The organism is Allosphingosinicella sp., assembly GCF_059502505.1.
Genome location: NZ_JCACEU010000014.1, coordinates 608,919 through 635,362 on the forward strand (window position 1 = coordinate 608,919; position 26,444 = coordinate 635,362).

The following is a 26,444-nucleotide window of genomic DNA, read 5'->3' on the forward strand; positions in this document are numbered from 1 at the left end:
TTCCATGCCCTGGAAAGGAGCGGGCCGGGGTTCTTTTCCACGTGTCCGCGCGCTGGACAGGCCGCCCCGCGCGGGCTTGCCAACGCGCCGACAGCCCATCACAAGACCGGCGATTTGAATAGGAGTCGTAACGATCATGTCGCTCGGTCAGGAACTCGCGCCACACCTTCCCTTCCTCCGGCGCTATGCGCGCGCGCTGACCGGGAGCCAGGGCCATGGCGACGCCTTCGTACGCGCCACGCTCGAGGCGATCGTCGCGGCGCCGGCTGACTTCCCGCGTGACGTCGATCCCCGGCTCGGCCTCTACCGCACCTTCCACGCCATCTGGTCGAGTGCGAACATCGAGGAGGATCCGGAAGGCTCCGCCGCCTCCGATCCGGAAGGCATCGCGCAGGCGCGGCTGGCCCGGATCACGCCGCTGTCGCGCCAGGCCCTGCTGCTGACCGCGATGGAAGGCTTCACGCCCGAGGATGCCGGCTACCTGATCGGCGCCGAGCCTGACGAGGTCGAGAATCTCGTCGCCGAGGCGCTGGCCGAGATCGAGCGCCAGACCCGCGCCGAAGTGCTGATCATCGAGGATGAACCGATCATCGCCATGGACATCGAGACGATCGTCCGCGACCTCGGCCACAACGTCACCGGCGTGGCCGTGACCCGCGACGAGGCTGTCTCCCAGGCGATGGCGCGGCGGCCGGGCCTTGTGCTTGCCGATATCCAGCTCGCCGACGACAGCTCGGGGATCGATGCGGTCAAGGACATCCTCCAGGAGTTCCAGGTGCCGGTTATCTTCATCACCGCATTCCCGGAACGGCTGCTGACCGGCGAGCGGCCCGAGCCGACCTTCCTCATCACCAAGCCGTTCCAGCGTTCGACCGTGAAGGCGGCGATCGCCCAGGCTTTGTTCTTCGATCAGGCGACGGTTCCCGCCTGATCGGGAACCGCCAACCCAAGCGGGCGTTGGCGCATCAGTTGCAACATCAGTTGCAGAAGCGAAACAGGATTGATTGCGCCGATGCTCGAACCCGAACGTCATGTCGGAAAGACCGAAGCCCGTGCGGGAACGACGCCCCATGTGGCTCGGGTGGTCCTCGTCGCCTCCCTGGTGCTGGTCGTCATCGCCTTTGCGCTGATCTTGTTTGTCTGGCGCTAAGCACATACTTAACCGAAATAATTGTGCCGCTGTAACGGTTGCCCCAAGCAGCCCCTGCGAGAGCGGCCTAAATCATGATAGGCTCGGATTGGGGGCTTGATGGCGGGCGATAAGCCGGCATTTACGGACGAGGCGAAGGCAGGGCACGAGCCCGTGCCGCTCCCGGACAATGAGTTCAAGGATCAGCTTGCGCAGGTCATTCCGCACCTGCGCGCCTTCGGCCGCTCCCTGTCGGGCAGTCGCGACCTGGCCGACGATCTCGTCCAGGAGACCCTGCTCAAGGCATGGGCCGCCCGGAAGCGCTTCCAGGCGGGCACGAACATGCGCGCCTGGACCTTCATCATCCTCAGGAACCTGTTCCTCAGCCAGATGCGGCGCGCTCGCTTCAAGGGCGAGTGGGACGAGTTGACCGCCTCCAAGCTGCTCGCGGCACCGGCGAGCCAGGACAGGCACGTCGAACTCGGCGACATGCAGCGGGCGCTGATGCACCTGCCGCAGCCGCAGCGCGAGGCACTGATCCTGGTCGGAGCAGGCGGCTTCGCTTATGAGGAAGCGGCGGAGATCTGCGGCTGCGCGGTCGGCACGATCAAGAGCCGCGTCGCGCGCGGCCGGGTCGCGCTTGAGACCCTTCTCGCCGAAGGCAAGCTTCCCTCACGCCGCGAGCACGAGACAGACGCCAACAAGACGGCCCTCCAGTCGATCATGAGCGAAGTGGACGATCTTAGCCGGGATCGGGATCCGGCGGGAAACAGGGGAAATTAGCCGCAGGCGCGGCGGCTCAGTCGAGCTTGGCGAGCAATTCCTCGAACATTTCGAGGGACCGCATCTCTCCGTCCATCGCGAAGGCCTCACGCAACGCGTTGCCGACGCCGGCATGGACGGTGGGCGGCGCCACCTTCACGAAGCGGCGTGACGAAGCATTAACCATGGCTTCTCTTCTCGGGTTGATCGTATTCACGCATGCTAGAACGCCTTTTCCGGCCCCCGGTTGCAAATGTTGCGCCTGTCAAACGGAACTGATCTGTATTGTGACATGAGAGAGACAGGGAGTGACCGGTCCATACAGGATGCGCTGGAGAGGGCCCGCGCTTGCTCTCCCTTTCTGAGACTGGAGCTTGAGAAGCGACCGGAGGTCGCCGCCGCCCTGCTTCAGGGCGACATAGGTCAAGCCATTGAAGTCACGACGGAATGTGCTCAAGACGCGCCCGATGAAGGAGCCTCGCTTCGCCGCCGAAGGGGTGGCATGGCGCTCGCAGTCGGGGTCGGCGATCTGGCAGGGCTGCTGCCGCTCGAGAGGGTCGTAGGCACTCTCTCCGACTTCGCGGACGAAGCGCTAGAGCGGGCGATCGCGGCGGCCTTGGCAGAACGCGCGCCGGCCGCCCCGCCCTCCGGCTTCGTCGCCATCGCGCTCGGCAAGCTCGGCAGCCGCGAGCTCAATTACTCGTCAGATATAGATCTCCTGTTCCTTTACGATCCCGCCACCCTGCCGCTGAAACCACGGGAGGAACCGGGGCAGGCGGCCGTCCGCGTCGCCCAGCGTGTCGTCGAGCTGCTCCAGAAGCGCGACGGCGAAGGCTATGTATTCCGCGTCGACTTGCGGCTTCGGCCGTCGCCCGAGGTCACGCCAATCGCGCTCTCGGCCGATGCGGCGATCTCTTATTACGAGTCCAGCGCCCTGCCGTGGGAGCGCGCGGCTTTCATCCGCGCGCGCACGGTGGCCGGCGACAAGGCGCTCGGCCGCTATTTCCTCGATGCTATCCATCCATTCGTCTGGCGGCGCAGCCTCGACTTTGGAGCGATCGGCGAGCTCCAGGCGATCACCGGCCGCATCCGCGACCATTATGCGGGCGGCCAGGCATTCGGGCCCGGCTACGATCTCAAGCGCGGGCGGGGCGGCATCAGGGAAATCGAATTCTTCACCCAAATGCACCAGCTCATCCATGGCGGCCGCGAGCCCGGCCTGCGCGCTCCGGCGACGATGGACGCGCTCGCCCGCCTCGCCGAAGCCGGCCGCATCCCGCCGCCCGACGCGGCGGCGCTGGCCGAAGCCTACCGGCTGCTGCGGACGATCGAGCACCGGCTGCAGATGGTGGATGATCGGCAGACGCATAGCATGCCGCCCGACGCAGCCGCGCTCGACAATGTCGCGCGGCTGCACGGGTTGGAGGACGGTGCGGCGCTGCTGGACCTGCTGCGGCCGCATGTCGAGCGAGTGGCCACCATCTATGGCGCGCTGGGGGGCGAGGACAGCCGGCGCCTGCCGCAGCCCTCGGAGGCGCTGGAGCGGCGGCTGACGACTGCCGGCTTCACCGATGCGGCCGCTGCGCGACAGCGGATCGAAGCCTGGCGCTCCGGCCGACCTCGCTCGCTGCGCACCGCGCCGGCGCGCGATGCCTTCGAGGCGATGCTGCCAGCGCTGATCGACGCATTCGGCGCCGCGCCCGAACCGATGCGGGCCATGAACCGGTTCGACGATCTCGTCATGAAGCTGCCGAGCGGCGTCAATTTCTATCGTCTTCTGGAGGCGCGGCCCGGGCTGACATCGCTGCTCGCGACGATCCTCAGCCATGCGCCGGCGCTGGCCGAGCAGCTCGGGCGGCGGCCGGAGCTGCTCGACGGGCTGATCGACGCCTCGGCCTTTGCTCCGACTCCGGCGGTCGAGGTGCTCGTCGCCGATTTTTCGCGGCCGGAGCGGAGCGGCGAAGATTATCAGATGCTGCTCGACCGCGTGCGCCGGCGCGTGAACGAGCGGCGCTTTGCGCTCGGCGCGCAGCTCGTGCTCGCGCGCAGCGACCCACTCGACGTGGCGGAGGGCTATTCGCGGGTAGCCGAGGCGGCGATCAACGTCCTTGCCGATGCCGCCATCGCCGAGTTCGAGGCGGTCCATGGCAAGGTGGCGGGGTCAGAGCTCCTGATCCTCGGCCTCGGCCGGCTTGGCGGGGAGGCGCTCACCTACGCGTCGGACCTCGATCTCGTCTATCTCTTCACCGGCACGCATGATGCGGAGTCGGACGGACGCAAGCCGCTCCGCGCGACCGACTATTTCAACCGGCTGGCGCCGCGCGTGACGGCGGCACTTACCGTGCCCACCGCCGCCGGCCCGCTTTACGAGGTCGACACGAGATTGCGCCCTTCCGGCAGGGACGGACTGATCGCGATCACCCTGTCCAGCTTCGCCGAGTACCAGCAGACCCGCGCCTGGACCTGGGAGCATATGGCACTGACGCGGGGTCGGCCGGTCTACGGCTCGGCCGAGGCGAAGGCGGCGCTGGCCGGCGTGATCCGCGCCACGCTGGCCAAGCCTCGCGACCCACAGAAGGTCACCGCGGACGCAGTCGCGATGCGGGCCGAGATGGCGAGCCACAAGGCGCCCAAGGGGACGTTCGATATCAAGCTCGGCCCGGGCGGGCTGGTCGATCTCGAATTCGCCGTCCACACCCTCCAGCTCCGCCATGGTGTCGGTCTCCACCCGAGGCTGGAGGACGCACTTGCGGATCTGGTCGCGGCAGGTCTGGTGTCCGAGCATATCGACCCGGCGCTTCGGCTGTTGACCCGCATCCTCGTCACATTGCGGCTGGTCTCGCCCAGTTCGGCGGAGCCGCCGTCGGCCTCACGGCCGCTCGTCGCGAAAGCTTGTGGACTTGGCGACTGGGACAGCCTGCTTGCCGCCCACGACGCGGCGCGGCAGAGGGTGGTCGAGCTGTGGCGCGAGGTCGCGTCGGCCGATGGAGATTCGGATGCTGAGTGAAGGCGATCCCGTACCCGACGTGAAGCTGGAAGGTGTGGAGGGGAAGCCGGTCAGCCCCGCCGACTTCAAGGGCAACAAGCTCGTCATCTACTTCTACCCGAAGGACGATACGAGCGGCTGCACCAAAGAGGCTCAGGATTTCAGCGCACTGGCGGACGAGTTCGCAAAGGACGGCACCTGGATCCTCGGCGTGTCCAAAGACAGCGCCGCCAAGCACAGGAAGTTCGTCGACAAATATGAGCTGAAGGTCTCGCTCGCGACCGACGCCGACGGCGCGGCCTGCGAGGCGTTCGGCGTCTGGGTCGAGAAATCGATGTACGGCCGCAAATATATGGGCATCGAGCGGGCGACCTTCCTGGTCGACCGCGACGGCATCGTGAAGCGCATCTGGCGCAAGGTCAGCGTCCCCGGCCACGCCGAGGAAGTGCTCGCCGCCGCGCGAGAGATGAACGCGGAGTCCTGATCCGGGCGTGGCCGAGCGTCAATAGCCCTTGAGGCAGACGGAGCGGACGACCACCGTTCCCTCGACATTGCTGATCTCGAGGATCGAGGGGTCGCGGATCGGATCGCCCATTTCACGCATGACCGTGCGGCGGAGCTTGGGCGAGGCCTCATCGCGGATGCGGCTGGTGCCGAGCACGGTTCCGGTCGCGCTGGTCGCCCCCAGCATCGCCGCGCCGCCTTCGGGCGTCGAATATTCGACGACGAAATTGGTGAACATGCCGGTGCAGCCTTGCGCGCCATTCAGCCGGAAGGAGGCGTTGTTCGTGATGGCGAGGCCGTCGGCGGTGAAATTGTGGTCGACCGGCGAGGCGGCGCCGTAGGAGGACATGGTGCGGGCGACAACGTCGAAGCAGCCGACGGTGACCGGCTTCTGCGCGACGACTCCGGCGGGCGCATTGCCGCCGTCGAACCGGGCGCAGGCCGAATAAGGCGCATCTTCGAGCGAGCGATCGTAGATCGGCCCGACGAAGGCGCAGCCGCTGGCGAGCAGCAGCATCGGCGTGCTCAAGAGACGTTTGGAAACCATGACGACCTTCCCCCTGGCCTGGTCCTGACGCGGATGCACCCTCACAGAGTGACGCGCCGGAGGCAAGCGCCGTTTGCCGCATCGGGCGAAGCCGCTAAGCGCGCGGCGTGACAGAAGGCGCCTCGCACCACCATCTTCCGCTGCGGCACATCCTGCTGGCGCTGCTGGTGGTGGCGGTGTGGGGCACCAACTTCACCGTCATCAAGTTGGCGCTGGCCGAGCTGCCGCCCTTGCTGTTCGCGTGCCTCCGCTTCACCTTCATGCTGCTGCCCGCCGCGTTCTTTCTGAAGCGGCCGCGCGTGCCGTGGCGCTACATGGCGACCTACGGCTTCCTGATCGGCTTCGGCCAGTTCGGTCTGATGTTCATCGCGATGGAGCGGGACATCACGCCGGGCCTCGCGTCGCTGATCGTGCAGATGCAGGTCTTCTTCACCATCGGCCTGTTCGTGTGGCGCGCGGGTGAACGGCTGAGGCCGTTCCACTGGGTGTCGCTGCTGCTCGGCTTTGCGGGGCTCGCGACGATCATGGCCAATACGGACGGCAGCACGACTCCGCTCGGCGTGGCACTGATGCTGGCTGCGGCCGCGAGCTGGGCCGGAGGCAATCTCGCTGCGCGCGCCGCCGATCCGGCGGACATGCTCGCGTTCGTCGTCTGGTCGAGCCTGTTCGCTGCGCCGCCGCTGCTGTTGCTTTCCCTTCTGTTCGAAGGGCCGGTCGCCATTGCGGGCAGCCTGGTTCAAGCGGGTTGGGGCGCCTGGGCCGCGATAGCTTACAATTCGGCGGCGGCCGGCATTTTCGGCTATGTGGCCTGGGGCTGGCTGCTCCAGCGCCATCCGGCGGCGAGCGTGACGCCGATGGCGCTGCTGGTCCCCGTGTTCGGGATGAGCGTGTCGCTGCTCTGGCTCGGCGAGCCGCTGCCGCTATGGAAGATCGCCGCGGCCGCTCTGGTAATTTCCGGGCTCGCCGTCAGCCTTCTTTATCCGCGCTGGGCTACCAGGACGGGCTGACGGCGCGGGCGCGGAGCCAATGCTCGCCGAACAAGGCGTCGAAACGAGCCGGTCGGAACCGGTCGAGGCCGGAGCCGGGATAGAAGCTGAGCTCGCCGAACATCGGCCTCTCCTCCAGGTCGTAGAGGTCCACACGGACGAAATCGAAACCACGGCCGAGAGCCTCGGCAGCCTCGATCATGCGGTGGAGGGACCGAGGTGGAGCGATCTCGCGCCGCTCCATCGGGAATTGCAGCGCACAGGGAAGCCGTCGCCAGCGCCGGTCGAAGATCACACGCTTGTGACCATGTTCGCGATCGGTATCGACCTGGATGAATTCGACGCGGCCGCCGAAGACGAAGAATTTGTAGTCGACCGGCAACTCGCCCGCGCGGCCGACGAACGGCTCAACCAGGAGGCGCGGCTGGATGTTGGCGTAAAGCCACTCGTCCAGAATTCCGCCGTAGCGGCGCTTCAGCCAGCGATGGGCGCGGCGGCGGATGGCCGGCCAATTCTCCTCGCCGGTGCGGACGAAGGCGCATTGGCAGCAGCCGTGGCTGGATTTCAGGACGAATGGGAGCGGCCAGTCGGGGTGCTTGGGGAGTTCGGTGCCGTGCCACAGCGTCGGGATCACCCACTCCTCGCCGAGCCGGCGGGCGACATGGTCCTTCGCCCGGATCTTGTCGGCGAGGAGGGGCAGGCGGGGATCGCGGTCATTGAGCTTCCGCGCCTGGACCAGCTCATTGAAGGTGGTCGGCTCGGCGAGATCCGGGAAGTGCCCGTTGCGCCACCAGTGCATCAGCGAAAGCTTGAGCGGCGCGCGCTGCGGCTCGGCACGCGGCAGCTCGATCGTGCGGGTGAAAGCAACCATGTCCGGCGAACACCCGTCCCTCACAAAAGGTCCAGAGTAGATGATAGGGCGGCATCTGCGCTAATGCGCCGCAGGTTCGGGCGGGTGCGCGGGAATGCACGGGGAGCGGCGATGGACTGGGACGATCTGCGCTATTTCGCGGAACTGGCGCGGACAGGGAGCCTTTCCGGCGCGTCCCGGGCGCTGAAGGTCGACCACACCACCGTTGCGCGGCGCGTCTCGGCCTTGGAGCAGAGCCTCGGCGTCCGCCTGTTCGACCGGCTGCCGCGCGGCTGGGCGCTGACCGTGGACGGCGAGCAGATGGCGGAGCGGGTGCGGCCGCTGGAGGAGGAGATATTCGCGATCACCTCCTTCGCCCGCGGGCGCAGCTGCGCGCTCGGCGGCACGGTGCGGGTCAGCGCGCCGCCGGCCTTCGCGGCGTTGTTCCTGATGCCGCGCATGGGCCTGCTGCGCGAGCGCCATCCCGGCATCGAGCTGGAGCTGATCGGCGAGCAGCGCATGGCCAATCTCACCCGGCGCGAGGCGGACCTGGCGCTGCGGATCGGGCGGCCGGAAGGCGCATCGATGGTGGCGCGGCGGCTGCCGGACTTCGCCTACGGCCTGTTCGGCCGGAAGGACTATGTCGATGACGTGCCTTCGGACGGATGGACCCTGCTCGGCCATGACGAGACGCTGGAGCATACGTCCAACCAGGTGTGGATGCGCCGCTACGCCGCCGGCCGGCCGCTGGCGATCCGTTCCAACGACGTGATGGGTCTGTTCTCCGCCGTCCGCGCCGGCATCGGCGTCGCCGTCCTGTCCAATTATATGGCCGAACTGGCGCCGGAGCTGGCCTGCATCGAGGCCGGTGACGCGCTGCTGCAGCGCGAATTCTGGATGGTCGTCCACACCGACGTGCGGCGCTCACCCAGCGTCCGCGCCGTGATGGACACGATGATCGAAATCCTGGAGCGGGACCGGCGGCCGATCGAGGGGCCTGTGCAGAAACGCGCATAGGCTTCGCGCACTTGGGCAATGGCGCTCCGGTCGCTGCGGGAGGATGGAGCGGGCGCACCTCAAGGGGAGCCCGAACATGCAGCTTCACGCCAATGCCGCCCTCATCGCGATCGACGTTCAGCGGGGCTTCGACGCCGACAGCTGGGGCACGCGCAACAATCCCGAGATGGAGGCGAACGGGCGCATCCTGCTCGCCGCCTGGCGAGCGAGCGGGCGGCCTGTCGTCCATACCCGCCACGACAGCAAGAATTCCGGCTCGCCGCTGGCGCTGAACCAGCCGGGCAACGGCTTCAAAGCCGGCTTCGAGCCGTGGTCCGGCGAGCTGATCGTGCCGAAAACCGTCAACAGCGCCTTCATCGGCACGGACCTCGAGACCTGGCTCCGCCGCGCGGGCGTGCGGCAGCTCGTCCTGTTCGGCATCGCTACGGATATGTGCGTCTCGACGACCGCAAGGATGGGTGCGAACCTGGGCTTCGAGGTGATCGTCGCCGGCGACGCCTGCCACACGTGGGGCCAGAGCGATCCCGCGGGTGGGTGCATCGACGCCGATACCATCCACCGCGCCAATCTCGCTACGCTCAACACCGAATTCGGCCGGGTGCTGCCGACCGCCACGCTGGCGGAGGCGACTCAGCTTCGCCTCGCCTCCTGACGGATCCATAAGCATGTCGAACATTGCCGATCTTGCGCGGCCCATTCCGGCCCAGGTCGATCCCCGATCGCTTCGCAGCGACGCCGCTATGGGCGTGGCGTTCGGCCTCACCGCCTATTTCACCTGGGGCTTCCTCCCGCTCTACCTCAAGCTGCTGGGCAACGTGCCCGCGCCGGAGGTGCTGGCGCACCGCATCCTCTGGTCGGTGCTGCTGCTCGCCGGTCTGGTCGCGGCGATGCGGCGCTGGCAGCCGCTGGTCGCGCTGGCCCGCGATCCGCGCACGATCGTGCTGCTCGGCTTCACGGCTTTGCTGATCGGCGTCAACTGGCTGATCTACATCTGGGCGGTGAATGCCGGCCACGTGCTGGAGACCAGCCTTGGCTACTTCATCAATCCGCTGGTCAATGTCGCGCTCGGCGTGATCGTGCTGCGGGAACGGCTGCGGAAGGCGCAGATCGGCGCGGTCACGCTTGCCGCGACCGGTGTCGCCATCCTCGCGGTCGCGCAGGGTAGCCTCCCCTGGATCAGCCTCGCGCTGGCATTCAGCTTCTCGCTCTACGGCCTCATCCGCAAGATGGCGCCGGCCGATCCGCTGACCGGCCTGCTCGCCGAGACGGCCCTGCTGGCGCCGCTTGCCCTGATCTACCTGGCGACTCTGGGCGCGGGCAGCTTCGGGCAGAGCGGCTCGACCGACGCGCTGCTGATCCTCAGCGGTCTCGTGACGGCGGCGCCGCTGCTGCTGTTCGCGGCCGCGGGCAAGCGCCTGCGCTACGCCACGCTAGGTCTGCTCCAATATGTCGCGCCGACCATTCAGTTCCTGCTGGCGGTCCTGCTCTTCAAGGAGCCGCTCAGCGGGGCGCACCTCGTGACCTTCGCCTGCATCTGGATCGGCCTCGCCGTCTATGCGGCTGACGCGGTGCGGGTCGCGCGGCGGGCGTAAAGATAGTCGGGCGACAGGCCGAGCCGGATACTCGCCTGGGTTGCAGGACTTGAATTGAGGCGGATGCGCTCGGCGATGCGGGCCAGCCGGCGGACCAGGAGACCCTCACCCGGCCGGAAGTCCCAATTGTGGCCGAGGTCGAGCTGGGGGCGAAGGTCGGAAGGGACGATCGCCACCGCCGCGCGCACCAGCATGTGCTGGACCGGGCGGAAGGGGGCCGGAAGCACCGGTGCAGATCGCATCAGCCGCAGGAACTCCATAATTACCTGTGATGCCTCCAGCCGGGGCGTCATCGCCGCCATGAGAGCCCGAAGCGCGCTCTCCGACAACGGCGTGTCGACCGAGCCGTAAAGCTCGGCGGCGGGCGCGCCCTCGGCATGGAAACGGTCGCGTTCGGCCTGGCTGAGCGGTCGGACGTACTCTGTATAGGCTTCGAGGAACCCGAACTGCGCCGTCGCCTGGACCCAGCTCAGCAGCTCCGGATCGTTGGCCCGGTAGGGGGCGCCGGCCGGTGTCTCGCCGGTAATGCGGTCATGGGCACGGCGGACCCCGGCGATCATCTTCTCCGCTTCGCTGCGCGCGCCGTAGACTGTCACCATAGCTGCGAGCCCGGTGCGCCTGAGGCGGTCGACCGGGTCGGTGCGGAAGCTGCTATGCTCCCAGACGCCGCTGCGAACGCGCGGCTCGGCAAGCTCCAGGATCACTGCGGTCACGCCGCCGATGAACAGCGAGACCGGGTTTCGGAAAACCTGCCACGAGACCGAATCCGCCGCAGCCAGCGCCGGCTCCCCAGGCGGCACGGTGAAATCGAAGGGTTTCATTCCCGGCGGCTGCAGGAGGTCGCTCGCCAGCCGCTCGACCAGCTTCTGGAGCCCGAAGGGGAGCGTCAGCGGCTTGCTCATCTCCAGCGAACGCGTCGCCTGCGCGCGCGGTTGCTAGAAAGCGAGACGGAGCGAGGCGCGGAGCTGGCGCGGCTCGACCGGGTGGAAGTGGACGTCGTCCACCCCTTCGGCGGGCTCACCGGGCAGGCGCGACGCGTAGAAATAGCTGATGTCGGCGTCATCGGCATCGAACAGATTGAACAGGTCCAGCGCGATCCGGCCGCCGCGGAAACCGTAATAGGCGCCGAGATTCACCAACGTGGTGCCCTCCGACCGGACGCTGCCGTCTTCGATCAGAGGTGCGGAACCGAAGTGCCGGAGGCGGATCGTGCCCGAGAAGCCGTGGCCGACATCGAGGGTGGCGCCGCCGGACAACACCTCGCCGGCCGCGCCTGGAATGCGATTGTCAGGCCCGAGCCCACGGAAGCGGGCGCGGGTGAAGGAGGCGGAGCCGTCCAGCGTCAGCCGATCGAGGGGGCGCCAGAAGAGGTTCGCCTCCGCACCCTGCCGCCGCGACGGCGGGCTCGGTTCGGTGCCGCCGGCATCGCCGACGAACACCAGCTCCGAACCGATGGTCAGCCGGAACAGGGCGAGCGAGGCGGTGAGACGCGGATATTCCACGCGGGCGCCGAGCTCCGCTCCGCGCCCGCGCACCAGCAAGGGCACGCGGTCGGCGGGATCGCCGCTCACCGGATCGACGGCAATGGCGGCACCCCGAGCATCGTTCGAGTGGAAGCCTTCGCCGTAGCTCGCATAGAATTCGGCGTGGCGAGCGGGGCGCCAGGCCAGCGACACCTTCGGCAGGAGGATGGACTCGTCGCCGTCGCCGCTATTGGCGGCCAGAGCCGAGCGGACATCATAGCCATAGGTCTCGCCGCGCAGGCCGACGATGGCGCGCAGACGCGGGCTGAGGGCGAGCTCCGCCTCGCCGAACAGGCCGAGGCTGTATTCGTCGTGCGAGTCCTCGCGCACCGTCTCGCGACGAATGCCGTTGGTGCTTCGATAGAGGCCGACCAGACCGACATCGTCGTAGCGGGCGTCTGCGCCGAGGCGGAAAGAGACGGGGAGGGTGCCGATGCTGCTGTCCACGCCGTAGCGGAGCGAGCCACCGAACACGCTCCGCCGATCGCGTTGCTGAAATTCGTCGCCGTTGACGGGATCATCAAGGAAATAGGTGAAGTTGGAGGTCAGGCGGAAGCGGTAATGGACGGCGTAGGCGCCGAACGACAGGTCGCCGACGTCCGCGCCCGCATTCAGGCCGAGGCGCGTGGTGCGGCCGCCGAGGTCGGGATCGATGAAGCCGAAGCGCGGGATGAGACCGGCCTCGACTGCGCGGAGCGGGATCTGGTCGCTCGAGGTCCAGCTGGCATGATAGCCGCTCGCCGTGACGCGCCAGCGGCCGCCGGCGCCGCTCAGCTTCGCGAGGCCGTTCACCTTCTCCAGATCCTCGTCGAGCAGCCAGGGTCCGTTGGAGAGCGTGCCTTCGAGGCCGAGCAGCAGGTCGCCCGCGCCGACCGCGGCGCTGCCCGCCGCCAGAGCGCGGTAATAGCCATATTCGCCGCCGGTCGCCTCCACGAAGGGCTCTGCGAGCCGATCATAGGTGCGGAAGGCGGCGCTTCCGGCGAGGCTGAAGTCGCCGGTGTCTGCGTGATGGGGTCCCTTCTTATAGTCGATGCGCTCGATGAGTTCGGGGATGATGAAATTGAGGTCAAGATAGCCCTGGCCATGGCCGTGGCTGCGCATGTTGACGGGGACGCCGTCGACGAAGGCGGCGAAATCGGTGCCGTGGTCGAGATTGAAGCCGCGCAGGAAATACTGGTTCGCCTTGCCGGTGCCGGAATGCTGGGTGGCGATCAGGCCGGGCACGTTCTCGGCGAGTTCGCCGACGCGGGAGATCGGCTTGCCCGCGAAGTCGGCATAGCCGACGACCCCCTCCGATGCCGTTTGCGCGGTCCCGATCTGCTCCAGCTGCCGACCGTAAACGACGATCTCCTGCTGTTCCTCCGGCGGCCCCGGCTCCGCCGCCTGAGGTGCCTCAACGGCCGCGGCGGCAGTCGAAGCTGCCATAACGGCAAATAGTGAAAGCAATAGCTTAGCCTCCGTTGATAAGACGGTGCTCAAAACGTCAGTCTTATCCTTGGCTCTGATCCTGCCCCCACTTCAATTCCGCGACAAGAGAGGTGGAAAATAAGACTAAGCTACAGTTGTGTGACAATGGTTTTGTGCTACGTTAACCAGCTTCGGGGGCGAGTCCTGTATTCGTCAATTTGACATGACCCTGACTAAGTTCCTGTGGAACCAAGAAAAGGGGGAACGATGTCGAACATCAAGCGCCTCGCCAGAGTCGCGGTGCCATCAGCACTTGCGCTCTCCGCTCTCGTCTTCGTCGGTCAACGCGCGCTCGTCGCGGCCGATCATAACGAGCCGGCCACCCGGACCCAGGTCGGTGTCGACCCGACGCCCGACCGGGCTGCCGACCTCGCCGACATCTATGCCTTCCACAATGCGACCGATTTGGTCGTGATCATCACCTTTGGCGGACCGCAGGCGACCAACCTGCCCGCAATCTACGATCGCGACGTGCTCTACCGCATCCACATCTCCAACGACGGCGACCGCAGCGATACGGAAATCCCGGTCGATGTCCGCTTCGGCTTCGACGGCAGCAATCCGGGCGTCGAGGTGCGCGGGCTGCCGGGCGCGACCGTTATCCAGGGACCGGTCGAGACCAACATTTCCCAGGGCGGGTATCTGATCCGCGCCGGCCTCTTCGACGACCCGTTCTTCTTCGACCTTCAGGGCCTGAACGACACGCGTGCGACGGGAACCTTGATGTTCCGCAACGATCGCAGCTCCTTCGCCAACGCCAACATCACCGGGGTGGTGATCCAGATCCCGCGAAGCCGGGTCGAGAACGGCAATGCTTCACTCGACATCTGGTCTGAAACCGGCAGGTTCGGAGGGCAGCTGTGATGCGCACGATCAATATGCGGCTGCCGCTGGCAGCGCTCGCACTCTCGCTCATGCTCGCCGGCTGCGGCGGCGACGGCAATGGCGGCAATCCGGGGCCGATCGGTGGGACGCCCACGCCTTCGCCGGCACCGACGCCTTCGCCGAGTCCCTCGCCTTCCCCGAGCCCGTCGCCTTCGCCGAGCCCGACGCCGACGGCGTTGCTCAACGTCGACCGCTGCATCACCCAGGAGGTCGGGCCGGGCCAGAGCGTGGCCAGCCTCGTCATCCCCGATACCACGCAAATCCGGCTCAGTCAGCCGCCGGGCTTCCCGAACGGGCGGCGGCTCGAGGATTCGGTGGTCGACATCACGCTCGCGGCGCTGCTGCTCGACCTTCGCGTCCATTCGGCGGCGACGTTCGCCAGCCTTCCGCTCAACCCGCCGGCGAACGACCGGCCGTTCCGCTCCGACTTCCCGTTCATGGCGGCGCCGCAGGGCAGTCCGCCGATCGCAGCGGGCGTGCAGGGAGGCTTCCGGTTCCGCGACGATCCGATCAACGCCTATACGCGCGTCGACCGGACCGGTTTCCCGGCGACCTCGACGGCGTTGATCCCGGCGCCGCGCAAGCTCGCCTTCAACGATGCGAGCCCGCCCGACGACATTGCCGGCACCTTCGTCCCGGACATGGTGAACACGCTGCGGATCCTGGCGACCCAGCTCGACGACGACCTCAAGGGGGCGGGGCTGACGCCCTGCGCCAGCTGAGCGTCCGGCTAGTGACGTCCGGCCGGGGAGCGGCGAGATGAACCGCGCCGCCGTCGCTCCGCCGGCACTGCGCTGGCTTGCCGTCCCGGTCATCGCCGGGCTGGCGCTGTTCGCCATCGAATGGGGTGTGAGCGATCCGGAGCGGCTCGGCTTCCGCTCGGCGGGGCAGCCGGTCAGCCTAGTGGGCATCGCCGAGGATTACCCCCAGGCGCTGGCGCGGCTCGACGTCCATATCGATGGCGCGCGGCGGCGGGCGGAGAGCCTGGACGACGGCTGGCTCGTCTATGACATCCTCGCGCGGGCGTGGCTGTGGCGGGCCCGCCTGACCGGCTCCTACGACGATCATGAGGCGGCGAAGGCGGCCCTCGCCAGGGGATTCGCGCGCGCCGAGCCGCGCACCGGCCCGCATATGAGCGGCGCGATCCTCGCTTTCTCGATGCACCGCCTGGGGGAGGCGGAGCGCTATCTCGACATCGTCGAGGGCTATGCGGTGCCGCCCGCCGGCGGCGATCTGGCCGAAATCATCGCGATGCGCGGCGACATCGCCTTCTACCGCGGCGACTATGCCACGGCGCTCGCCCGCTATGACGAAGCGGACAAGATTTTCCCTGCCACATCCGACTTCCGCCGCGCCGTCTATTACAGCAAGACCGGCAGGCCCGATCTCGCCCAGGATTATTACGACAAGGCGGAGCGGGAGCTTCCCTTCCCGACCCCACAGGCGCGCGGCCGGATGGAGCTGCAGCGCGGCATCCTCGATCTCGAGCGCGGGCGCTGGGACGATGCGCTCGCGCATTTCCGCAAGGCGGACGAGCTGTTTCCCGGCTATTGGCTGATCGAGGAGCATATCGCCGAGGTGACCGCGCTGAAGGGCGATCTCGCCGGCGCCGCGCAGCTCTACCGCGACATCGTCCGCCGCACCGGCCATCCCGAATTCATGGACGCGCTCGCCGGCATCGCGGCGCAGCAAGGCGACGAGGCCGCCCAGGCGGATTGGACGCGGCGCGCCGACGCGGTCTGGCGAAAGCGCCTGCGGCAATTCCCCGAGGCGTCCTTCGGCCATGCGATCGATCATTGCGTGCAGAAGGGGGACTGGGGCTGCGCGCTCGCGCTCGCCCGGCGCAACCACGAGGCGCGGCCTTATGGCGATGCCAAGATCGCCCTGGCGGAGGCCTTGCTCCACAACGGCCGCCCGGGGGAGGCGCGGGCGACGATCGAGCCGGTGCTCGCCTCGTCCTGGCGAGCTCCGGCCGCCCATAAGGTGGCAGCCGAAATCTACGCGGCCAATGGCGACGCGGCCAAAGCGCGGGGCCAGCAAGGTCTGGCTTTGGCGCTGGACCCGCACGCACTCGACTGAACGGACTCTCCCTTTCCCTTGATGGGAGAGGATACGAAGCCTTGGCGACGCAGGAGCCTAGGCGGAGTTGGAGAGGGTGAGCGCCGCTTCAGCGACACGCGCGGCACAGCCGCGCCTCGCACGAGCAGTCATCGAGGCTGCTCGTGCGAACCCCTCACCCTACCCTCTCCCGCAAGGGGAGAGGGCAGAATTTGCTGGCAGCTCGTGAATATCGAAGCATAGAGCGCCCCGATGGCAGACGCCCCTCCTGCTGAGCCCGCGACCGTCGCGCAGGCAGCACGCTTGGTGCTGCTAGCGGCGGAACCCAGGACGAAGATCCGCGCCGCCCGAACCGCCGCCCGCGCATGGCGATCGGGTCGGCTCGAGCATCGCTTCGACGTGGAGATGCCGGACAGACCCGCGCGTCCGGCGCGGCCCGAGCTGCTGCCGCCCGGAAAGATGCCGAAGCGAGGGAAGGGCGGCTCGGAGCGGGGGCGGATCGCCCTGGTGCATGCGCTCGCCCATATCGAGTTCGGCGCCATCGACCTTGCCTTCGATCTGGCGGGACGGTTCGGGTCCGAGTTCCCGCCGGAATTCGTGAGCGACTGGTTCGCCGTCGGCGCGGACGAGGCGATGCACTTTGCGCTGCTGGATCGACGCTTGAGAGCACTCGGCTCGTCCTACGGCGCGCTGCCGGCGCATGACGGTTTGTGGGAAGCGGCGACGGCGACGGCCGGCGACGTGCTCGCGCGGCTGGCCGTAGTGCCGATGGTGCTGGAGGCGCGGGGGCTCGATGTGACGCCCGCGACGGTCGCTCGGTTCGAGGCTGTGGGGGACGATCGCTCCGCCAAAATCCTCGACCGCATCTACCGCGACGAGATCCGCCATGTCGCCGCAGGAACGAGCTGGTTCAGGCGCGCCGCAGAATCGCGCGGGTTTTCAGCTGTTAACCATTGGCAATCACTGGTTGAACGTCATTGCAGGGCCGCAATAAAGCCGCCGTTCAACCGTTCGGCGCGCGACCAAGCCGGTCTATCCCGGGATTTCTACTTAGGGCTTGCCCCGGAAAGCGGACTTTAACAGTCTTGGCTCACGTCACGGGGTGGGCAGCTTCCTGACGAACAAATCGGGCGGAAAAGCCCCTGTTGCTTAACAAAGGCTGCGTGTGCGCGTGGCCGAGCCGACCGTCAGGTCGATCGGGGATTGCGATGATTGCTTTGGTTAATGCGAACAATGGTTCGGCGTTTGGAAAGTTCCGTAACTTTTTGAGGCCGGCCAATTTTTTTCGTGGAGCGGTGATCGCTTTGCTGTCGCTCGCGGCAGCTGAGCCGGCGCTCGCCCAGACTGGGCAGGGCGGTCCGTTCGAAGCGGTGAAGCCGCTCACCACTCAGGTCCCCAACTTCAAACAGATGTTCATGAGCTGGAAGCAGCTCGAAAAGCCGCAGGCGAGCGTCGCCATTCCCTCGGCCCAGCCGGTCAAGGGCACTGCGCTGACCTCGGGCTACGGCGTCCGCTCCGATCCGTTCCGCGGCCGCGCCGCCATGCATGCCGGCATCGACCTCGCCGGTCCGCTCGGCACCGCCATCTACGCCACTGCCGATGCGATCGTCGGCCGCTCCGAGTGGGCGAACGGTTACGGCAACCTCATCGAGCTCAGCCACGGCCGCGGCATCCAGACCCGCTACGGCCACCTCACCCGCTCGATCGTGAAGGCGGGCCAGCGCGTGAAGCGCGGCGAGCTGATCGGTTACATGGGCTCGACCGGCCGCTCGACCGGCAGCCACCTCCATTATGAAGTGCGGATCGACGGCAAGGCCGTGAACCCGGTGCCGTTCATGGAAGCCGGCGAATATCTGCTCGCGGTGCAGCAACGCGCTGCCGCCGCGGTCAAGGTTGCCATGGGCGGCCCGAGCAACCCGGCCAAGTAAGCTTCCGAAATAGGAGAGGAAGGCCCGCCGGTCCAAGGATCGGCGGGCCTTTTCTGTTTGGACGTGCGCGCCGGCCCTAATCCGGCATTTTTCGCCGATCTCGTGAAAGGAGTACCCGGACCGAATCCGAAGTCAGGTTCCTTCGATTCGCCTTATTCCTTCGCGGTCCCCGGCTCGGCCATGTCGCGGTGCATCTCGGCCGAGGCGCCGCCGCCGAGCACCTTCGCGCCGGCGACCTGAAGCTTGTTCTTGAGCCCGTGGACGACGCTACGCTCGCCCTCCTTCATCGCTTCCCATCCCGTCTTCGCGACGTCGGCGGGATCGTCCTTCTTGGGGTCGCTCCCGACCTTGGTGTCCATGAGGTCGGCGCGTTCGAAGAATTCGGTGTCGGTGGCGCCTGGCTTCAGGCAGGTGACGGTGACCTCCGTGTCCTTGAGCTCGTTGCCGAGCGCATCGGAGAAGCTGTCGATGAACGCCTTGCTGCCGTTATAGACCGCCTGGAAGGCACCGGCGATATGCCCGGCAATCGAGCCGGTGATCAGTATCCTGCCCTGGTTCCGCGCCACCATCCGCTGCGCCACTTTCTGGACGAGGTAGATCGTGCCGGTGATGTTGGTGTCGATCACGTGCCGCCACTCGGCCGGGTCCTGGCCCAGGAAATCGCGGCCGAGGCCGTGGCCGGCATTGGCGACCAGCACGTCCACGTCACGGCCGCCGGCCGCGCCCAACAGCCGGTCGACGCCTTCGAAGGTAGACAGGTCGGTCTCAACATTGCGCACCTCGACGCCGAGGCCCTGCAACTGCGATGATGCATCGACCAGCGGCGTATCGGCGGCGACGAGCAAATCGTAGCCGTCCTTCGCGGCGAGCTTGGCGATCTCGAGGCCGATCCCGGTGGACGCGCCGGTGACGATGGCGAACTTACGCTGGCTCATATTGCTTCTCCTGCGCGGTCTGGACCTGGCCTTTCTCGAGGCCGGGCTTGAGGATGATCTTGGTGTAGTCGTTCTGCTCGTCGTGCCAGTGCCGGTACATGTCGGGTCCTTCTTCAAGGCTGGCGTGGTGCGAGATGAACCAGGTGGCGTCGAGCTTGCCCTCCTGGATCATGTCGAGCAGCTTTTGCGTGTACTTCTGGACGTGGGTCTGGCCGGTCTTGAGCGTCAGCCCCTTCTCCATGAAGGCGCCGAGCGGGAACTTGTCCATCATCCCGCCATAGACGCCGGGGACCGACACGCGCCCGCCCTTGCGGCAGGCGAGGATCGCCTGGCGGAAGGCCGCCGGGCGGTCGGTGCCGAGCTTGGTCCAGACCTTGGCGTGGTCGGCCAGGTTGTCGATGCCGAGCCCGTGCGCCTCCATGCCGACGCAGTCGATGCAGGCGTCGGGACCGATGCCGCCGGTCATCTCGAACAGGGCATCGCGCACGTCCACCTCGCGGAAGTCGAGGATCTCTGCACCCATCTGCTTGGCCAGCTCCAGCCGGCGCGGACAGTGATCGATCGCGATCACCCGGTGTGCGCCCATGACCAAGGCCGATTGGATGGCGAACAGGCCGACCGGGCCGCAGCCCCAGACCGCGACCGTGTCTCCGGGCTCAATCTCAGCATTCTCCGCGCCCATCCAGCCAGTCGGCAGGATGTCCGACAGGAAGAGGACCTGATCGTCGCTGAGCCCTTCCGGAATGACGATCGGGCCGACGTCGGAATAGGGCACACGCAGATATTCGGCCTGGCCACCGGCATAGCCGCCGGTGAGGTGCGCGTAGCCGAAGGCGCCGCCCATCGGATAGCCGTAGAGCGTCTCCGACATGTCGGACGTGGTCGCCGGATTGCTGTTGTCGCAGGCGGAGAATTGCTGCTTCGAACAGTGGAAGCAGCTGCCGCACGAGACGGTGAAGGGGATCACGACCCGCTGGCCCTTCTTCAGCGTGCTCTTCGGGCCGACCTCGACAACCTCGCCCATATTCTCATGGCCGAGAATGTCGCCGGCCCGCATGGTCGGGATATATTTGTCATAGAGGTGGAGGTCCGAGCCGCAGATCGCGGTCGAGGTGATCTTGATGATCGCGTCGCGCGGATTGACGATCTCGGGATCGGGAACATTGTCCACACGAACGTCGTGGCGGCCGTGCCAGGTAAGGGCGCGCATCGTTTATTCTCCTAGAGATATTGCTTGGTCGGATCTTCGGACGCGCGGCCCGAGGGGCTGGCGGAGCTGGTCACTTCGCCGGTTTCCATCAGCTGCTTGAAACGGCGAAGGTCGCGGCGCGCCTGCACGTTCGGCTCGCGTTGCAGGACCTTCGCGATCGCCTTGCCAAGCGCGCCCGCGGGTGGATCGTAGGAGATGGTCGCGCGAACATAGGTGCCGCGCCCCGGCGGCGCATCGATGAACTCGACGCGGCCGCTGTTGCGCACGTCGGCGCCTTCCTCGCTTTCCCAGCCGATGACGGAGCCGGGCACATCCTCGGTGACACGGCTGACGAACTCAATGCTGGTGCCGGCCGGAGCCTTCACCGTCCAGCGCGAGCGGTTCTCGTCGAGCCGTTCGATGCGCTCGATATTGTCCATGAACTGGCTGAGGTTGGTGAAGTCGCGCCAGAAGGCGTGAAGCTCCTGCCGCGGCCGGTTGATCGTCACCGTCCGCTGGATCGGCGCGTCCCTGCCGGCGCGGCCGCGGAAGGTGGAGGCGGGGGCGTCGCTGATCAGCTGACGCTCGGAATCCTGGGTGAAGCTGCGGCCGATCAGATAAGCCAGCCCGGCGGCGGCCGCCACGCCTGCCGCTCCGATCAGGGCGCGCTGAAATCCATCTTCGCGGATCCGCTCGTTCGAATCCGCCTCATAATATTCGGGCATCGGCCATTCTCCTCAGAGTCCGACCGTTAACGGACCTGAGGCCGAATGGCTCCGCGTGGATGTGGCCGCTACTTGCCGCGCTTCTTGCGGTGCTTGTCGAGGTCGAGGACCATGTTGGGCTCGCCCTCCGGCAGCAGGCCTAGCCGGCGGGCGATGTCCTGATAGGCTTCGGCCTCTCCGCCGAGATCCAATCGGAAGCGGTCCTTGTCGAGCTTGTCGCCCGACTTCATGTCCCACAGGCGGCAGCCGTCGGGGCTGATCTCGTCCGCCAGGATGACGCGGGCATATTCGTTTTCCCAGATCCGCCCGAACTCCAATTTGAAGTCGATCAGGCGGATGCCGATGCCGGCGAACAGGCCGGACATGAAGTCGTTCACGCGCACCGCCATGTCGGCTATGTCGTTCATCTCTTCCTGGCTCGCCCAGCCGAAGCAGGCGATATGCTCGTCGGCGATCATCGGGTCGCCGAGCGCGTCGTCCTTGTAATAATATTCGATGATCGTGCGCGGGAGTTGGGTGCCCTCCTCGATGCCGAGCCGCTTCGAAAGCGAGCCGGCGGCGACGTTCCTCACCACCACCTCGATCGGGATGATCTCGACCTGGCGGATCAACTGCTCGCGCATGTTGAGGCGGCGGATGAAGTGCGTCGGCACGCCGACTTGGCCGAGCAGAGTGAAAATATACTCGGAGATACGGTTGTTGAGCACGCCCTTGCCGGAGATCGTGCCCTTCTTCTGCGCGTTGAAGGCAGTCGCATCGTCCTTGAAATACTGGATGAGCGTGCCGGGCTCGGGGCCCTCATAGAGGATCTTGGCCTTGCCCTCGTAAATCTGGCGGCGGCGGGACATTGGCTCGAGTCTCCGGCGAAAAACGACTGCGCCCCGCGAGCAGCGTTCGCTTCGAAACGCGCGGGCGGGGCGTGTGGCCGGGCGTATAGCGGAGCGGCCGCAGCGGCGCAATCAGCCGCCGCGCCTCCCGGTTTCTACTTCAGCGCCAGCGCGTCCTTCAGGCCGGGCGCATATTCGGCGCCATGCTGCACGTCGGCGGTGGAGCCCTTCAGCGCCGTTCCGATCGGCTCGGCACGGCCGCCGAGGCATTTGGCGAGGAAATTCTCAGCCACCGCATTGAAGGCGATGTCGTTCACCGGCCGCGCGAAGCCGTGGCCCTCGTCCGGGAAGACGACATAGGTGACCGGTATGTTCTTCGCCTTCAACGCATCGACGATCTGCTCCGATTCCTTGACGTTGACGCGCGGATCGTTGGCGCCCTGCCCGATCAGCAGCGGGCGCTTGATCTGGTCCGCCTTGTAGAGCGGCGAACGCTCCTTGAGCAGAGCCTGACCCTCCGAGGTGTTCCGATCGCCCATCCGCTTGGCGAACTCTGCCTTCATCGATTCCCAGTAAGGCGGAATCGAACCAAGCAGGGTGTTCAGGTTGGACGGGCCGACGATATCGACGCCGCAGGCGAACTTGTCCGGGGTGAAGGCGAGGCCGGCGAGCACCGCATAGCCGCCATAGGAGCCGCCCATGATCGCCACCTTGTCGGCCGAGGTCACGCCGCGCCCGATCGCCCACTCGACCGCGTCGAGCAGGTCGTCGTGCATCTTGGTTCCCCACTGGAGGTCGCCGGCCGAGATGAACTTCTTGCCGAAGCCGGTTGACGCGCGGAAGTTGGGCTGAAGCACCGCATAGCCGCGGTTGGCGAGCCACTGCACGTCGCCGTTGAAGCCATAGCCGTCGCGGCCCCACGGCCCGCCATGGACCAGCAACACCATCGGCACCGCCTTGTCCGGGCGGCCGTCGCCGTCGGGATCGCTGCCCGGCGGCAGCGTCAGGTACGACACCATGGTGAGGCCGTCGCGTGTCTTGATCTCGACCGGGTGCATCGCCGCGAGGGGCGCGCCCTCGAGCTCCGGCCTGGTGGTGTAGAGCTTGGTGAGGGTGCGCGCCTTGCGATCGTAGAGATAGGCGGCGGAAGGGGACGTCACCGGATCGACCGCCACGATCCATTTGTCGTCCGCTTCGGTGCGGGAGGTGACGTTGATCTCGCCCTTGAGCCGGCTCTTCAGGAAGTCGAGATCGCCCTTCAGGGCAGAGCCGACCGGCACCCACTCATTCTTCAGGTAATTGACCGCATAGGCTTCGAGCCGGCCGGTCTTGGGATTGGCGAGTGCGCCGCCGATGTCCGCCTTGGCATCCTGCGCGACGAGCGTTTTCCTGCCGGTAGCGACATCCTGCTCGAAGATCGCCGCCGTGTCGCGGCCGCGCGAGTCGATCCAGTAGAAGGTGTTGCCGTCGGCGGTGAAGCCGGCGGGCTGGGTGGTCTGCGCGTCTTCGAGGCCGACCTGCTCGACCGGCTCCGCCTCGACCTTGTTGTCGGCAACGCGGAAATAGTCGGTGCCGCCGTCGGGGCGCGACTTGCTCGCCAGGCGGAGCTGCAAGCGCTCGTCGGCGATGAAGCCGGCATAGCCGCCGCTGTTGATCAGCACGGGCGTCAATTTCCCGCTCGCGAGGTCGAGGCTGTGGACGTCGTGCCACTTGGGATCGCGATTGTTGACGCCGATAAGGATGCGATCCTTCACGTCGCTCGAGATGTTGACGACCTGCACCCGCGTCTTCTCAAAGGGCGTCAGCGTACGCTGCTCGCCGGAGGTGACGTCGACGCCGTAGAGCAGGAAATTCTCGTCCCCGCCCTTGTCGTTGATGAACAGGATCTGCCTGCTGTCAGGCGACCAGAAATATTGCCGGATCGGGCGCTGCCGCTCGTTGGTGAGTGCCTTCGCAGCCTTCGGGTTCGAGGCCGGCGCGGCATAGATGTTGAGCACGCCGTCGCGCGGCGCGATCCAGGACAACCACTTGCCGTCCGGCGAGAGCCGGCCCGCCGTCTGCGACGGATTGCCGAAGATCTTCTCGCGCGGGATCAAAGGCGCGCTGGTCTGAGCGAGCGCCGGCATGGCTACGAACGGCAGCGCCGCGGCGGCGGCGAGCAGGAACAGTCTGTTGCGCATGATCTCATCCCCCTGTGTTGCGTCATTTTTGTGAACCCGTTTCGATGCTGCGGAAAGCCTGAATCTACGGGAGCTTAGTGTATTACTGACACAATACACAAGAGGGATAAGCGGCTCTGGTCAGGTCACCTTGCCGCGGACGGCGAAGCGCAGGTCGCGCCAGCGCCCGCTGTCGAGAATCGCGGCCATGCGCTCGACCGCTTCGACAATGTCCTCATAGCCGAGGTAAAGCGGGGTGAGGCCGAAGCGGACCACGTCCCGCGCGCGGAAGTCGCCGATCACGCCGTCGGCGATCAGCGCCTGGCAGATCTCGAAGGCGTGCGGGTGGCGGAAGGAGATGTGGCTGCCGCGCCGCTCGGGCTCGCGCGGCGAGATGCATTCGAGCTCCGGGCAGCGCTCCTCGGCAAGGCGCAGGAAGAGGTCGAAGAGGCGGACCGACTTCTCCCAGATCGCTTCCATGTCCACGCCGGCGAAGCTCTCGACGCCGCTCTCCAGCGCCAACAGGCTGAGCATCGGCGGCGTGCCCGCGAGGAAGCGGGCGATGCCCGGCGCGGGCCGGTAATCGTCGGTGAAGGCGAACGGGGCGGCGTGGCCCATCCATCCACGGAGCGCGGGGACGAGGCGTTCCTGGAGATGCTCGGCGACGTAGAGGAAGGCCGGCGCGCCGGGGCCGCCGTTGAGATATTTGTAGCCGCAGCCGACCGCCAGCTCGGCGCCATCCCGATTAAGGTGGACGGGCACAGCACCGGCGCTGTGGCTGAGGTCCCACAACGTGAGCGCGCCGGCGGCCTTCGCCCGCGCCGTCACCTTTTCCATGTCGAAGCGGAAGCCTGCCTTGTAATGGACGTGGGTGAGGAGGAGCAGGGCAGTGTCCGCGCCCAGCGACGCCTCCACCGCCTCCCGCTCGACCACCTTCAGCTCCATGCCGAGCAACTCGGCCGCGCCGCTGGCGACGTGGAGGTCGGTGTGGAAATTGCCGGCCTCGGACAGGATCGTCCGCCGCCCCGGCGCGAGCGGGGCCGCGGCGGTGAGCAGCTTGAAGATATTCACCGTGACCGAGTCGGCGACGATCACTTCGTGCGGCTTCGCGTCGATCAGCGGCGCGATCCTGGCGCCGATGCGCTGTGGGGCATCGATCCAATGATGCTCGTTCCAGCTGCGGATGAGGGAGTGGCCCCATTCGAGTGCGACGACGCCCTGTTGCCGCGCCACGGCGGCCTTGGGGAGTGCGCCGAGAGAGTTGCCATCGAGATAGATGACGCCGTCGGGGATTTCGAATCGTGCGCGGAAGGAGCGGAGCGGATCGGATGCGTCGAGCGCGCGGGCCTCGTCCCGGGTCACCGGCGACGTCCCAAGGCGCGCTCGACCTCCTCGACCGCGGCTGCCCAAGCCGCCGTTTCCGGGGCGATCAGCTCGACATGGCCCGTATCCTCGATCGTCCGCACCCGGACCTCGTCGCCTGCCGCGCGCATCTTGCGCTCATAATCCGTGGCATAGGCGGTCGGGATGATGCGGTCCTGAAGTCCGTTCACCAGCACCTGCGGGATGCCGAGCGGCGCCAGCCGGGGCACGGACGTGTCGGCATAGACGTTGCGGACGCTCAGCGTCGGCGGCCCGACCAATTTCTCGATGATCGCGGTCCCGCAGCCGCTGCCGGGCGGCGTGGCGGCAAGCTCGAGATCCGGAAGGCCGCCCAGGCTGACCACGGCGTCGATCTTCAGCGGATCGGGGGAGAGGAGGGGGCTGCCCTGCGGGATCAGCGGATTGGAGGCGCGTGCCTCCTCGGAGCGCCGTGCCGCCAGCCAGAGAGCAAGGTGCCCACCAGCGGAATGGCCGGTGGCGACCAAAGGCTCGATGTCGAGATTGTAGCGGGGCGCATGCAGCCGCAGCGCGTCGGCCGCCGCGGCGGCGTCGGCGAAGGTGCCGGGATAACCGCCGCCTTCGCGATCGACGCCTCGATAGTCGATGTTCCAGACGGCGATGCCGCGCTTGCGAAGGTCGTCGGCGATCCAGTTCATGATCCGCCGGTCGGCAATCTCGGTCTGCCAGCAGCCGCCATGGACCATCAGCACGGTCGGGTGCGGTCCCTTGCCGGCGGGCAGCCAGAGGTCGACCCGCTGCATCTGCTGGTCGCCATATTCGATCGTCGCGCTGGGCTCCGGCCGCGGCCGTTCAAGCAGGTCCGGCCAGGTCATCAGCGCTGCCGGGGTGGCGGTGGGGGCAGGCGCGGGCGTCGGGCTGGTCACGGAGCAGGCGGCTAGCGCCGAGGCGGCGGCAAGGGCAAGCGATCGGGCCGAGATCATGCTTTTCGCTAGGCCGGGGCCGCCACGATGCAAAGCGCTTTTCCGTTAGAG

Annotated in this window: 26 protein-coding genes; 14 read left to right on the forward strand and 12 right to left on the reverse strand. The window is 67.1% G+C overall.

The annotated features are described in order from the left end of the window. The first annotated feature begins 136 nt into the window (after positions 1 to 136). The 3 genes from AC5JBD_RS05255 to AC5JBD_RS05265 all read left to right on the forward strand — a co-directional run bounded on the left by AC5JBD_RS05255 (position 137) and on the right by AC5JBD_RS05265 (position 1,912). Positions 137 to 931 carry a response regulator gene (locus tag AC5JBD_RS05255; RefSeq protein WP_495720702.1) on the forward strand — a complete coding sequence of 265 codons (795 nt, stop codon included), beginning with the start codon at positions 137 to 139 and terminating at the stop codon, positions 929 to 931. A gap of 81 nt (positions 932 to 1,012) precedes the next feature. Continuing rightward, positions 1,013 to 1,150, forward strand: coding sequence for a hypothetical protein (locus tag AC5JBD_RS05260; RefSeq protein ID WP_495720703.1), 138 nt, complete (start codon positions 1,013 to 1,015; stop codon positions 1,148 to 1,150). Positions 1,151 to 1,249: 99 nt separating this feature from the next. After that, the gene (locus AC5JBD_RS05265; RefSeq protein ID WP_495720704.1) at positions 1,250 to 1,912 is read left to right on the forward strand and encodes a sigma-70 family RNA polymerase sigma factor; all 663 of its coding nucleotides are present in this window, start codon (positions 1,250 to 1,252) and stop codon (positions 1,910 to 1,912) included. A gap of 16 nt (positions 1,913 to 1,928) precedes the next feature. Here AC5JBD_RS05265 and AC5JBD_RS05270 read toward each other — a convergent pair whose 3' ends face one another. Next, complete coding sequence (locus AC5JBD_RS05270) at positions 1,929 to 2,078, reverse strand: hypothetical protein (protein WP_495720705.1); 150 nt, start codon at positions 2,076 to 2,078, stop codon at positions 1,929 to 1,931. A 105-nt stretch (positions 2,079 to 2,183) separates the two neighbouring features. Between AC5JBD_RS05270 and AC5JBD_RS05275 the strand changes: the two genes are divergently transcribed. Both AC5JBD_RS05275 and AC5JBD_RS05280 read left to right on the forward strand, forming a co-directional pair. Next, a complete protein-coding gene (locus tag AC5JBD_RS05275) occupies positions 2,184 to 4,898 on the forward strand; it encodes a bifunctional [glutamine synthetase] adenylyltransferase/[glutamine synthetase]-adenylyl-L-tyrosine phosphorylase (RefSeq protein ID WP_495720706.1) in 2,715 nt (904 codons plus the stop codon). Next, positions 4,888 to 5,361: a peroxiredoxin gene (locus AC5JBD_RS05280; protein WP_495720707.1), complete on the forward strand. Its 474-nt coding sequence runs from the start codon at positions 4,888 to 4,890 to the stop codon at positions 5,359 to 5,361. The genes AC5JBD_RS05275 and AC5JBD_RS05280 overlap by 11 nt, the downstream gene beginning before the upstream one ends. Before the next feature lie 18 nt (positions 5,362 to 5,379). Here AC5JBD_RS05280 and AC5JBD_RS05285 read toward each other — a convergent pair whose 3' ends face one another. Next, a complete protein-coding gene (locus tag AC5JBD_RS05285; RefSeq protein ID WP_495720708.1) occupies positions 5,380 to 5,928 on the reverse strand; it encodes a hypothetical protein in 549 nt (182 codons plus the stop codon). Between the two features lie 107 nt (positions 5,929 to 6,035). Between AC5JBD_RS05285 and AC5JBD_RS05290 the strand changes: the two genes are divergently transcribed. Then, positions 6,036 to 6,935, forward strand: coding sequence for an EamA family transporter (locus AC5JBD_RS05290; RefSeq protein WP_495720709.1), 900 nt, complete (start codon positions 6,036 to 6,038; stop codon positions 6,933 to 6,935). Here AC5JBD_RS05290 and AC5JBD_RS05295 read toward each other — a convergent pair. After that, positions 6,919 to 7,785 carry an ATP-grasp fold amidoligase family protein gene (locus AC5JBD_RS05295; RefSeq protein WP_495720710.1) on the reverse strand — a complete coding sequence of 289 codons (867 nt, stop codon included), beginning with the start codon at positions 7,783 to 7,785 and terminating at the stop codon, positions 6,919 to 6,921. The genes AC5JBD_RS05290 and AC5JBD_RS05295 overlap by 17 nt on opposite strands. Positions 7,786 to 7,896: 111 nt before the next feature. Between AC5JBD_RS05295 and AC5JBD_RS05300 the strand changes: the two genes are divergently transcribed. The 3 genes from AC5JBD_RS05300 (at position 7,897) to rarD (ending at position 10,373) form a co-directional block, all read left to right on the forward strand. Continuing rightward, positions 7,897 to 8,781: a LysR family transcriptional regulator gene (locus tag AC5JBD_RS05300; RefSeq protein ID WP_495720711.1), complete on the forward strand. Its 885-nt coding sequence runs from the start codon at positions 7,897 to 7,899 to the stop codon at positions 8,779 to 8,781. A 76-nt stretch (positions 8,782 to 8,857) separates the two neighbouring features. Further along, a complete protein-coding gene (locus tag AC5JBD_RS05305) occupies positions 8,858 to 9,433 on the forward strand; it encodes a cysteine hydrolase family protein (protein ID WP_495720712.1) in 576 nt (191 codons plus the stop codon). 13 nt (positions 9,434 to 9,446) lie between these two features. Further along, positions 9,447 to 10,373 (forward strand): EamA family transporter RarD, encoded by a 927-nt coding sequence (rarD, locus tag AC5JBD_RS05310; protein WP_495720713.1) that lies wholly within the window; start codon positions 9,447 to 9,449, stop codon positions 10,371 to 10,373. Here the strand turns inward: rarD and AC5JBD_RS05315 are convergent. Beyond that, entirely contained in the window at positions 10,334 to 11,275 is a 942-nt protein-coding gene (locus AC5JBD_RS05315; RefSeq protein WP_495720714.1) for an oxygenase MpaB family protein, read from the reverse strand. The two genes, rarD and AC5JBD_RS05315, sit on opposite strands and share 40 nt — an antisense overlap. Before the next feature lie 33 nt (positions 11,276 to 11,308). After that, positions 11,309 to 13,321: a TonB-dependent receptor gene (locus AC5JBD_RS05320; RefSeq protein ID WP_495720715.1), complete on the reverse strand. Its 2,013-nt coding sequence runs from the start codon at positions 13,319 to 13,321 to the stop codon at positions 11,309 to 11,311. Between the two features lie 249 nt (positions 13,322 to 13,570). Here AC5JBD_RS05320 and AC5JBD_RS05325 point away from each other — a divergent pair, with 249 nt between their 5' ends. The 5 genes from AC5JBD_RS05325 to AC5JBD_RS05345 all read left to right on the forward strand — a co-directional run bounded on the left by AC5JBD_RS05325 (position 13,571) and on the right by AC5JBD_RS05345 (position 18,234). Continuing rightward, positions 13,571 to 14,227, forward strand: a complete 657-nt coding sequence (locus tag AC5JBD_RS05325; protein ID WP_495720716.1) for a DUF4331 family protein — start codon at positions 13,571 to 13,573, stop codon at positions 14,225 to 14,227. Next, positions 14,227 to 14,970: a DUF4331 family protein gene (locus AC5JBD_RS05330; RefSeq protein WP_495720717.1), complete on the forward strand. Its 744-nt coding sequence runs from the start codon at positions 14,227 to 14,229 to the stop codon at positions 14,968 to 14,970. Before AC5JBD_RS05325 ends, AC5JBD_RS05330 begins: the two co-directional genes overlap by 1 nt. Positions 14,971 to 15,007: 37 nt before the next feature. Beyond that, a complete protein-coding gene (locus tag AC5JBD_RS05335; protein WP_495720718.1) occupies positions 15,008 to 16,327 on the forward strand; it encodes a tetratricopeptide repeat protein in 1,320 nt (439 codons plus the stop codon). Positions 16,328 to 16,558: 231 nt separating this feature from the next. Next, the gene (locus tag AC5JBD_RS05340) at positions 16,559 to 17,386 is read left to right on the forward strand and encodes a ferritin-like domain-containing protein (RefSeq protein ID WP_495720719.1); all 828 of its coding nucleotides are present in this window, start codon (positions 16,559 to 16,561) and stop codon (positions 17,384 to 17,386) included. A gap of 215 nt (positions 17,387 to 17,601) precedes the next feature. Continuing rightward, a complete protein-coding gene (locus tag AC5JBD_RS05345) occupies positions 17,602 to 18,234 on the forward strand; it encodes a M23 family metallopeptidase (RefSeq protein ID WP_495720720.1) in 633 nt (210 codons plus the stop codon). Positions 18,235 to 18,386: 152 nt separating this feature from the next. On the opposite strand, the gene AC5JBD_RS05350 is transcribed toward AC5JBD_RS05345, so the two are convergent. The 7 genes from AC5JBD_RS05350 to AC5JBD_RS05380 all read right to left on the reverse strand — a co-directional run bounded on the left by AC5JBD_RS05350 (position 18,387) and on the right by AC5JBD_RS05380 (position 26,393). After that, complete coding sequence (locus AC5JBD_RS05350; RefSeq protein ID WP_495720721.1) at positions 18,387 to 19,169, reverse strand: SDR family NAD(P)-dependent oxidoreductase; 783 nt, start codon at positions 19,167 to 19,169, stop codon at positions 18,387 to 18,389. Then, a complete protein-coding gene (locus AC5JBD_RS05355) occupies positions 19,156 to 20,379 on the reverse strand; it encodes a zinc-dependent alcohol dehydrogenase (RefSeq protein WP_495720722.1) in 1,224 nt (407 codons plus the stop codon). Before AC5JBD_RS05355 ends, AC5JBD_RS05350 begins: the two co-directional genes overlap by 14 nt. An 11-nt stretch (positions 20,380 to 20,390) precedes the next feature. After that, positions 20,391 to 21,083, reverse strand: a complete 693-nt coding sequence (locus AC5JBD_RS05360) for an SRPBCC family protein (RefSeq protein ID WP_495720723.1) — start codon at positions 21,081 to 21,083, stop codon at positions 20,391 to 20,393. A 68-nt stretch (positions 21,084 to 21,151) separates the two neighbouring features. Continuing rightward, the gene (purC, locus tag AC5JBD_RS05365; protein WP_495720724.1) at positions 21,152 to 21,931 is read right to left on the reverse strand and encodes a phosphoribosylaminoimidazolesuccinocarboxamide synthase; all 780 of its coding nucleotides are present in this window, start codon (positions 21,929 to 21,931) and stop codon (positions 21,152 to 21,154) included. Positions 21,932 to 22,065: 134 nt separating this feature from the next. Further along, positions 22,066 to 24,090, reverse strand: a complete 2,025-nt coding sequence (locus tag AC5JBD_RS05370; protein ID WP_495720725.1) for a S9 family peptidase — start codon at positions 24,088 to 24,090, stop codon at positions 22,066 to 22,068. 120 nt (positions 24,091 to 24,210) lie between these two features. Continuing rightward, positions 24,211 to 25,431, reverse strand: coding sequence for a kynureninase (gene kynU / locus AC5JBD_RS05375; protein WP_495720726.1), 1,221 nt, complete (start codon positions 25,429 to 25,431; stop codon positions 24,211 to 24,213). Further along, on the reverse strand, positions 25,428 to 26,393 hold the full coding sequence (locus AC5JBD_RS05380) for an alpha/beta hydrolase family protein (RefSeq protein WP_495720727.1): 966 nt from the start codon (positions 26,391 to 26,393) through the stop codon (positions 25,428 to 25,430). The genes kynU and AC5JBD_RS05380 overlap by 4 nt, the downstream gene beginning before the upstream one ends. Between the last annotated feature and the right edge of the window lie 51 nt (positions 26,394 to 26,444).

Coding starts and splice junctions, on each gene's coding strand:
- AC5JBD_RS05305 (WP_495720712.1), top strand. CDS start 8,858: ATGCAGCTTCACGCCAATGCCGCCCTCATCGCGATCGACGTTCAGCGG.
- AC5JBD_RS05350 (WP_495720721.1), bottom strand. CDS start 19,169: ATGAGCCAGCGTAAGTTCGCCATCGTCACCGGCGCGTCCACCGGGATC.
- AC5JBD_RS05335 (WP_495720718.1), top strand. CDS start 15,008: ATGAACCGCGCCGCCGTCGCTCCGCCGGCACTGCGCTGGCTTGCCGTC.
- AC5JBD_RS05370 (WP_495720725.1), bottom strand. CDS start 24,090: ATGCGCAACAGACTGTTCCTGCTCGCCGCCGCCGCGGCGCTGCCGTTC.
- AC5JBD_RS05265 (WP_495720704.1), top strand. CDS start 1,250: ATGGCGGGCGATAAGCCGGCATTTACGGACGAGGCGAAGGCAGGGCAC.
- AC5JBD_RS05270 (WP_495720705.1), bottom strand. CDS start 2,078: ATGGTTAATGCTTCGTCACGCCGCTTCGTGAAGGTGGCGCCGCCCACC.
- AC5JBD_RS05295 (WP_495720710.1), bottom strand. CDS start 7,785: ATGGTTGCTTTCACCCGCACGATCGAGCTGCCGCGTGCCGAGCCGCAG.
- AC5JBD_RS05255 (WP_495720702.1), top strand. CDS start 137: ATGTCGCTCGGTCAGGAACTCGCGCCACACCTTCCCTTCCTCCGGCGC.
- AC5JBD_RS05285 (WP_495720708.1), bottom strand. CDS start 5,928: ATGGTTTCCAAACGTCTCTTGAGCACGCCGATGCTGCTGCTCGCCAGC.
- AC5JBD_RS05260 (WP_495720703.1), top strand. CDS start 1,013: ATGCTCGAACCCGAACGTCATGTCGGAAAGACCGAAGCCCGTGCGGGA.
- AC5JBD_RS05300 (WP_495720711.1), top strand. CDS start 7,897: ATGGACTGGGACGATCTGCGCTATTTCGCGGAACTGGCGCGGACAGGG.
- purC (WP_495720724.1), bottom strand. CDS start 21,931: ATGTCCCGCCGCCGCCAGATTTACGAGGGCAAGGCCAAGATCCTCTAT.
- AC5JBD_RS05355 (WP_495720722.1), bottom strand. CDS start 20,379: ATGCGCGCCCTTACCTGGCACGGCCGCCACGACGTTCGTGTGGACAAT.
- rarD (WP_495720713.1), top strand. CDS start 9,447: ATGTCGAACATTGCCGATCTTGCGCGGCCCATTCCGGCCCAGGTCGAT.
- AC5JBD_RS05320 (WP_495720715.1), bottom strand. CDS start 13,321: ATGGCAGCTTCGACTGCCGCCGCGGCCGTTGAGGCACCTCAGGCGGCG.
- AC5JBD_RS05275 (WP_495720706.1), top strand. CDS start 2,184: ATGAGAGAGACAGGGAGTGACCGGTCCATACAGGATGCGCTGGAGAGG.
- AC5JBD_RS05280 (WP_495720707.1), top strand. CDS start 4,888: ATGCTGAGTGAAGGCGATCCCGTACCCGACGTGAAGCTGGAAGGTGTG.
- AC5JBD_RS05315 (WP_495720714.1), bottom strand. CDS start 11,275: ATGAGCAAGCCGCTGACGCTCCCCTTCGGGCTCCAGAAGCTGGTCGAG.
- AC5JBD_RS05340 (WP_495720719.1), top strand. CDS start 16,559: ATGGCAGACGCCCCTCCTGCTGAGCCCGCGACCGTCGCGCAGGCAGCA.
- AC5JBD_RS05330 (WP_495720717.1), top strand. CDS start 14,227: ATGCGCACGATCAATATGCGGCTGCCGCTGGCAGCGCTCGCACTCTCG.
- AC5JBD_RS05325 (WP_495720716.1), top strand. CDS start 13,571: ATGTCGAACATCAAGCGCCTCGCCAGAGTCGCGGTGCCATCAGCACTT.
- AC5JBD_RS05360 (WP_495720723.1), bottom strand. CDS start 21,083: ATGCCCGAATATTATGAGGCGGATTCGAACGAGCGGATCCGCGAAGAT.
- AC5JBD_RS05380 (WP_495720727.1), bottom strand. CDS start 26,393: ATGATCTCGGCCCGATCGCTTGCCCTTGCCGCCGCCTCGGCGCTAGCC.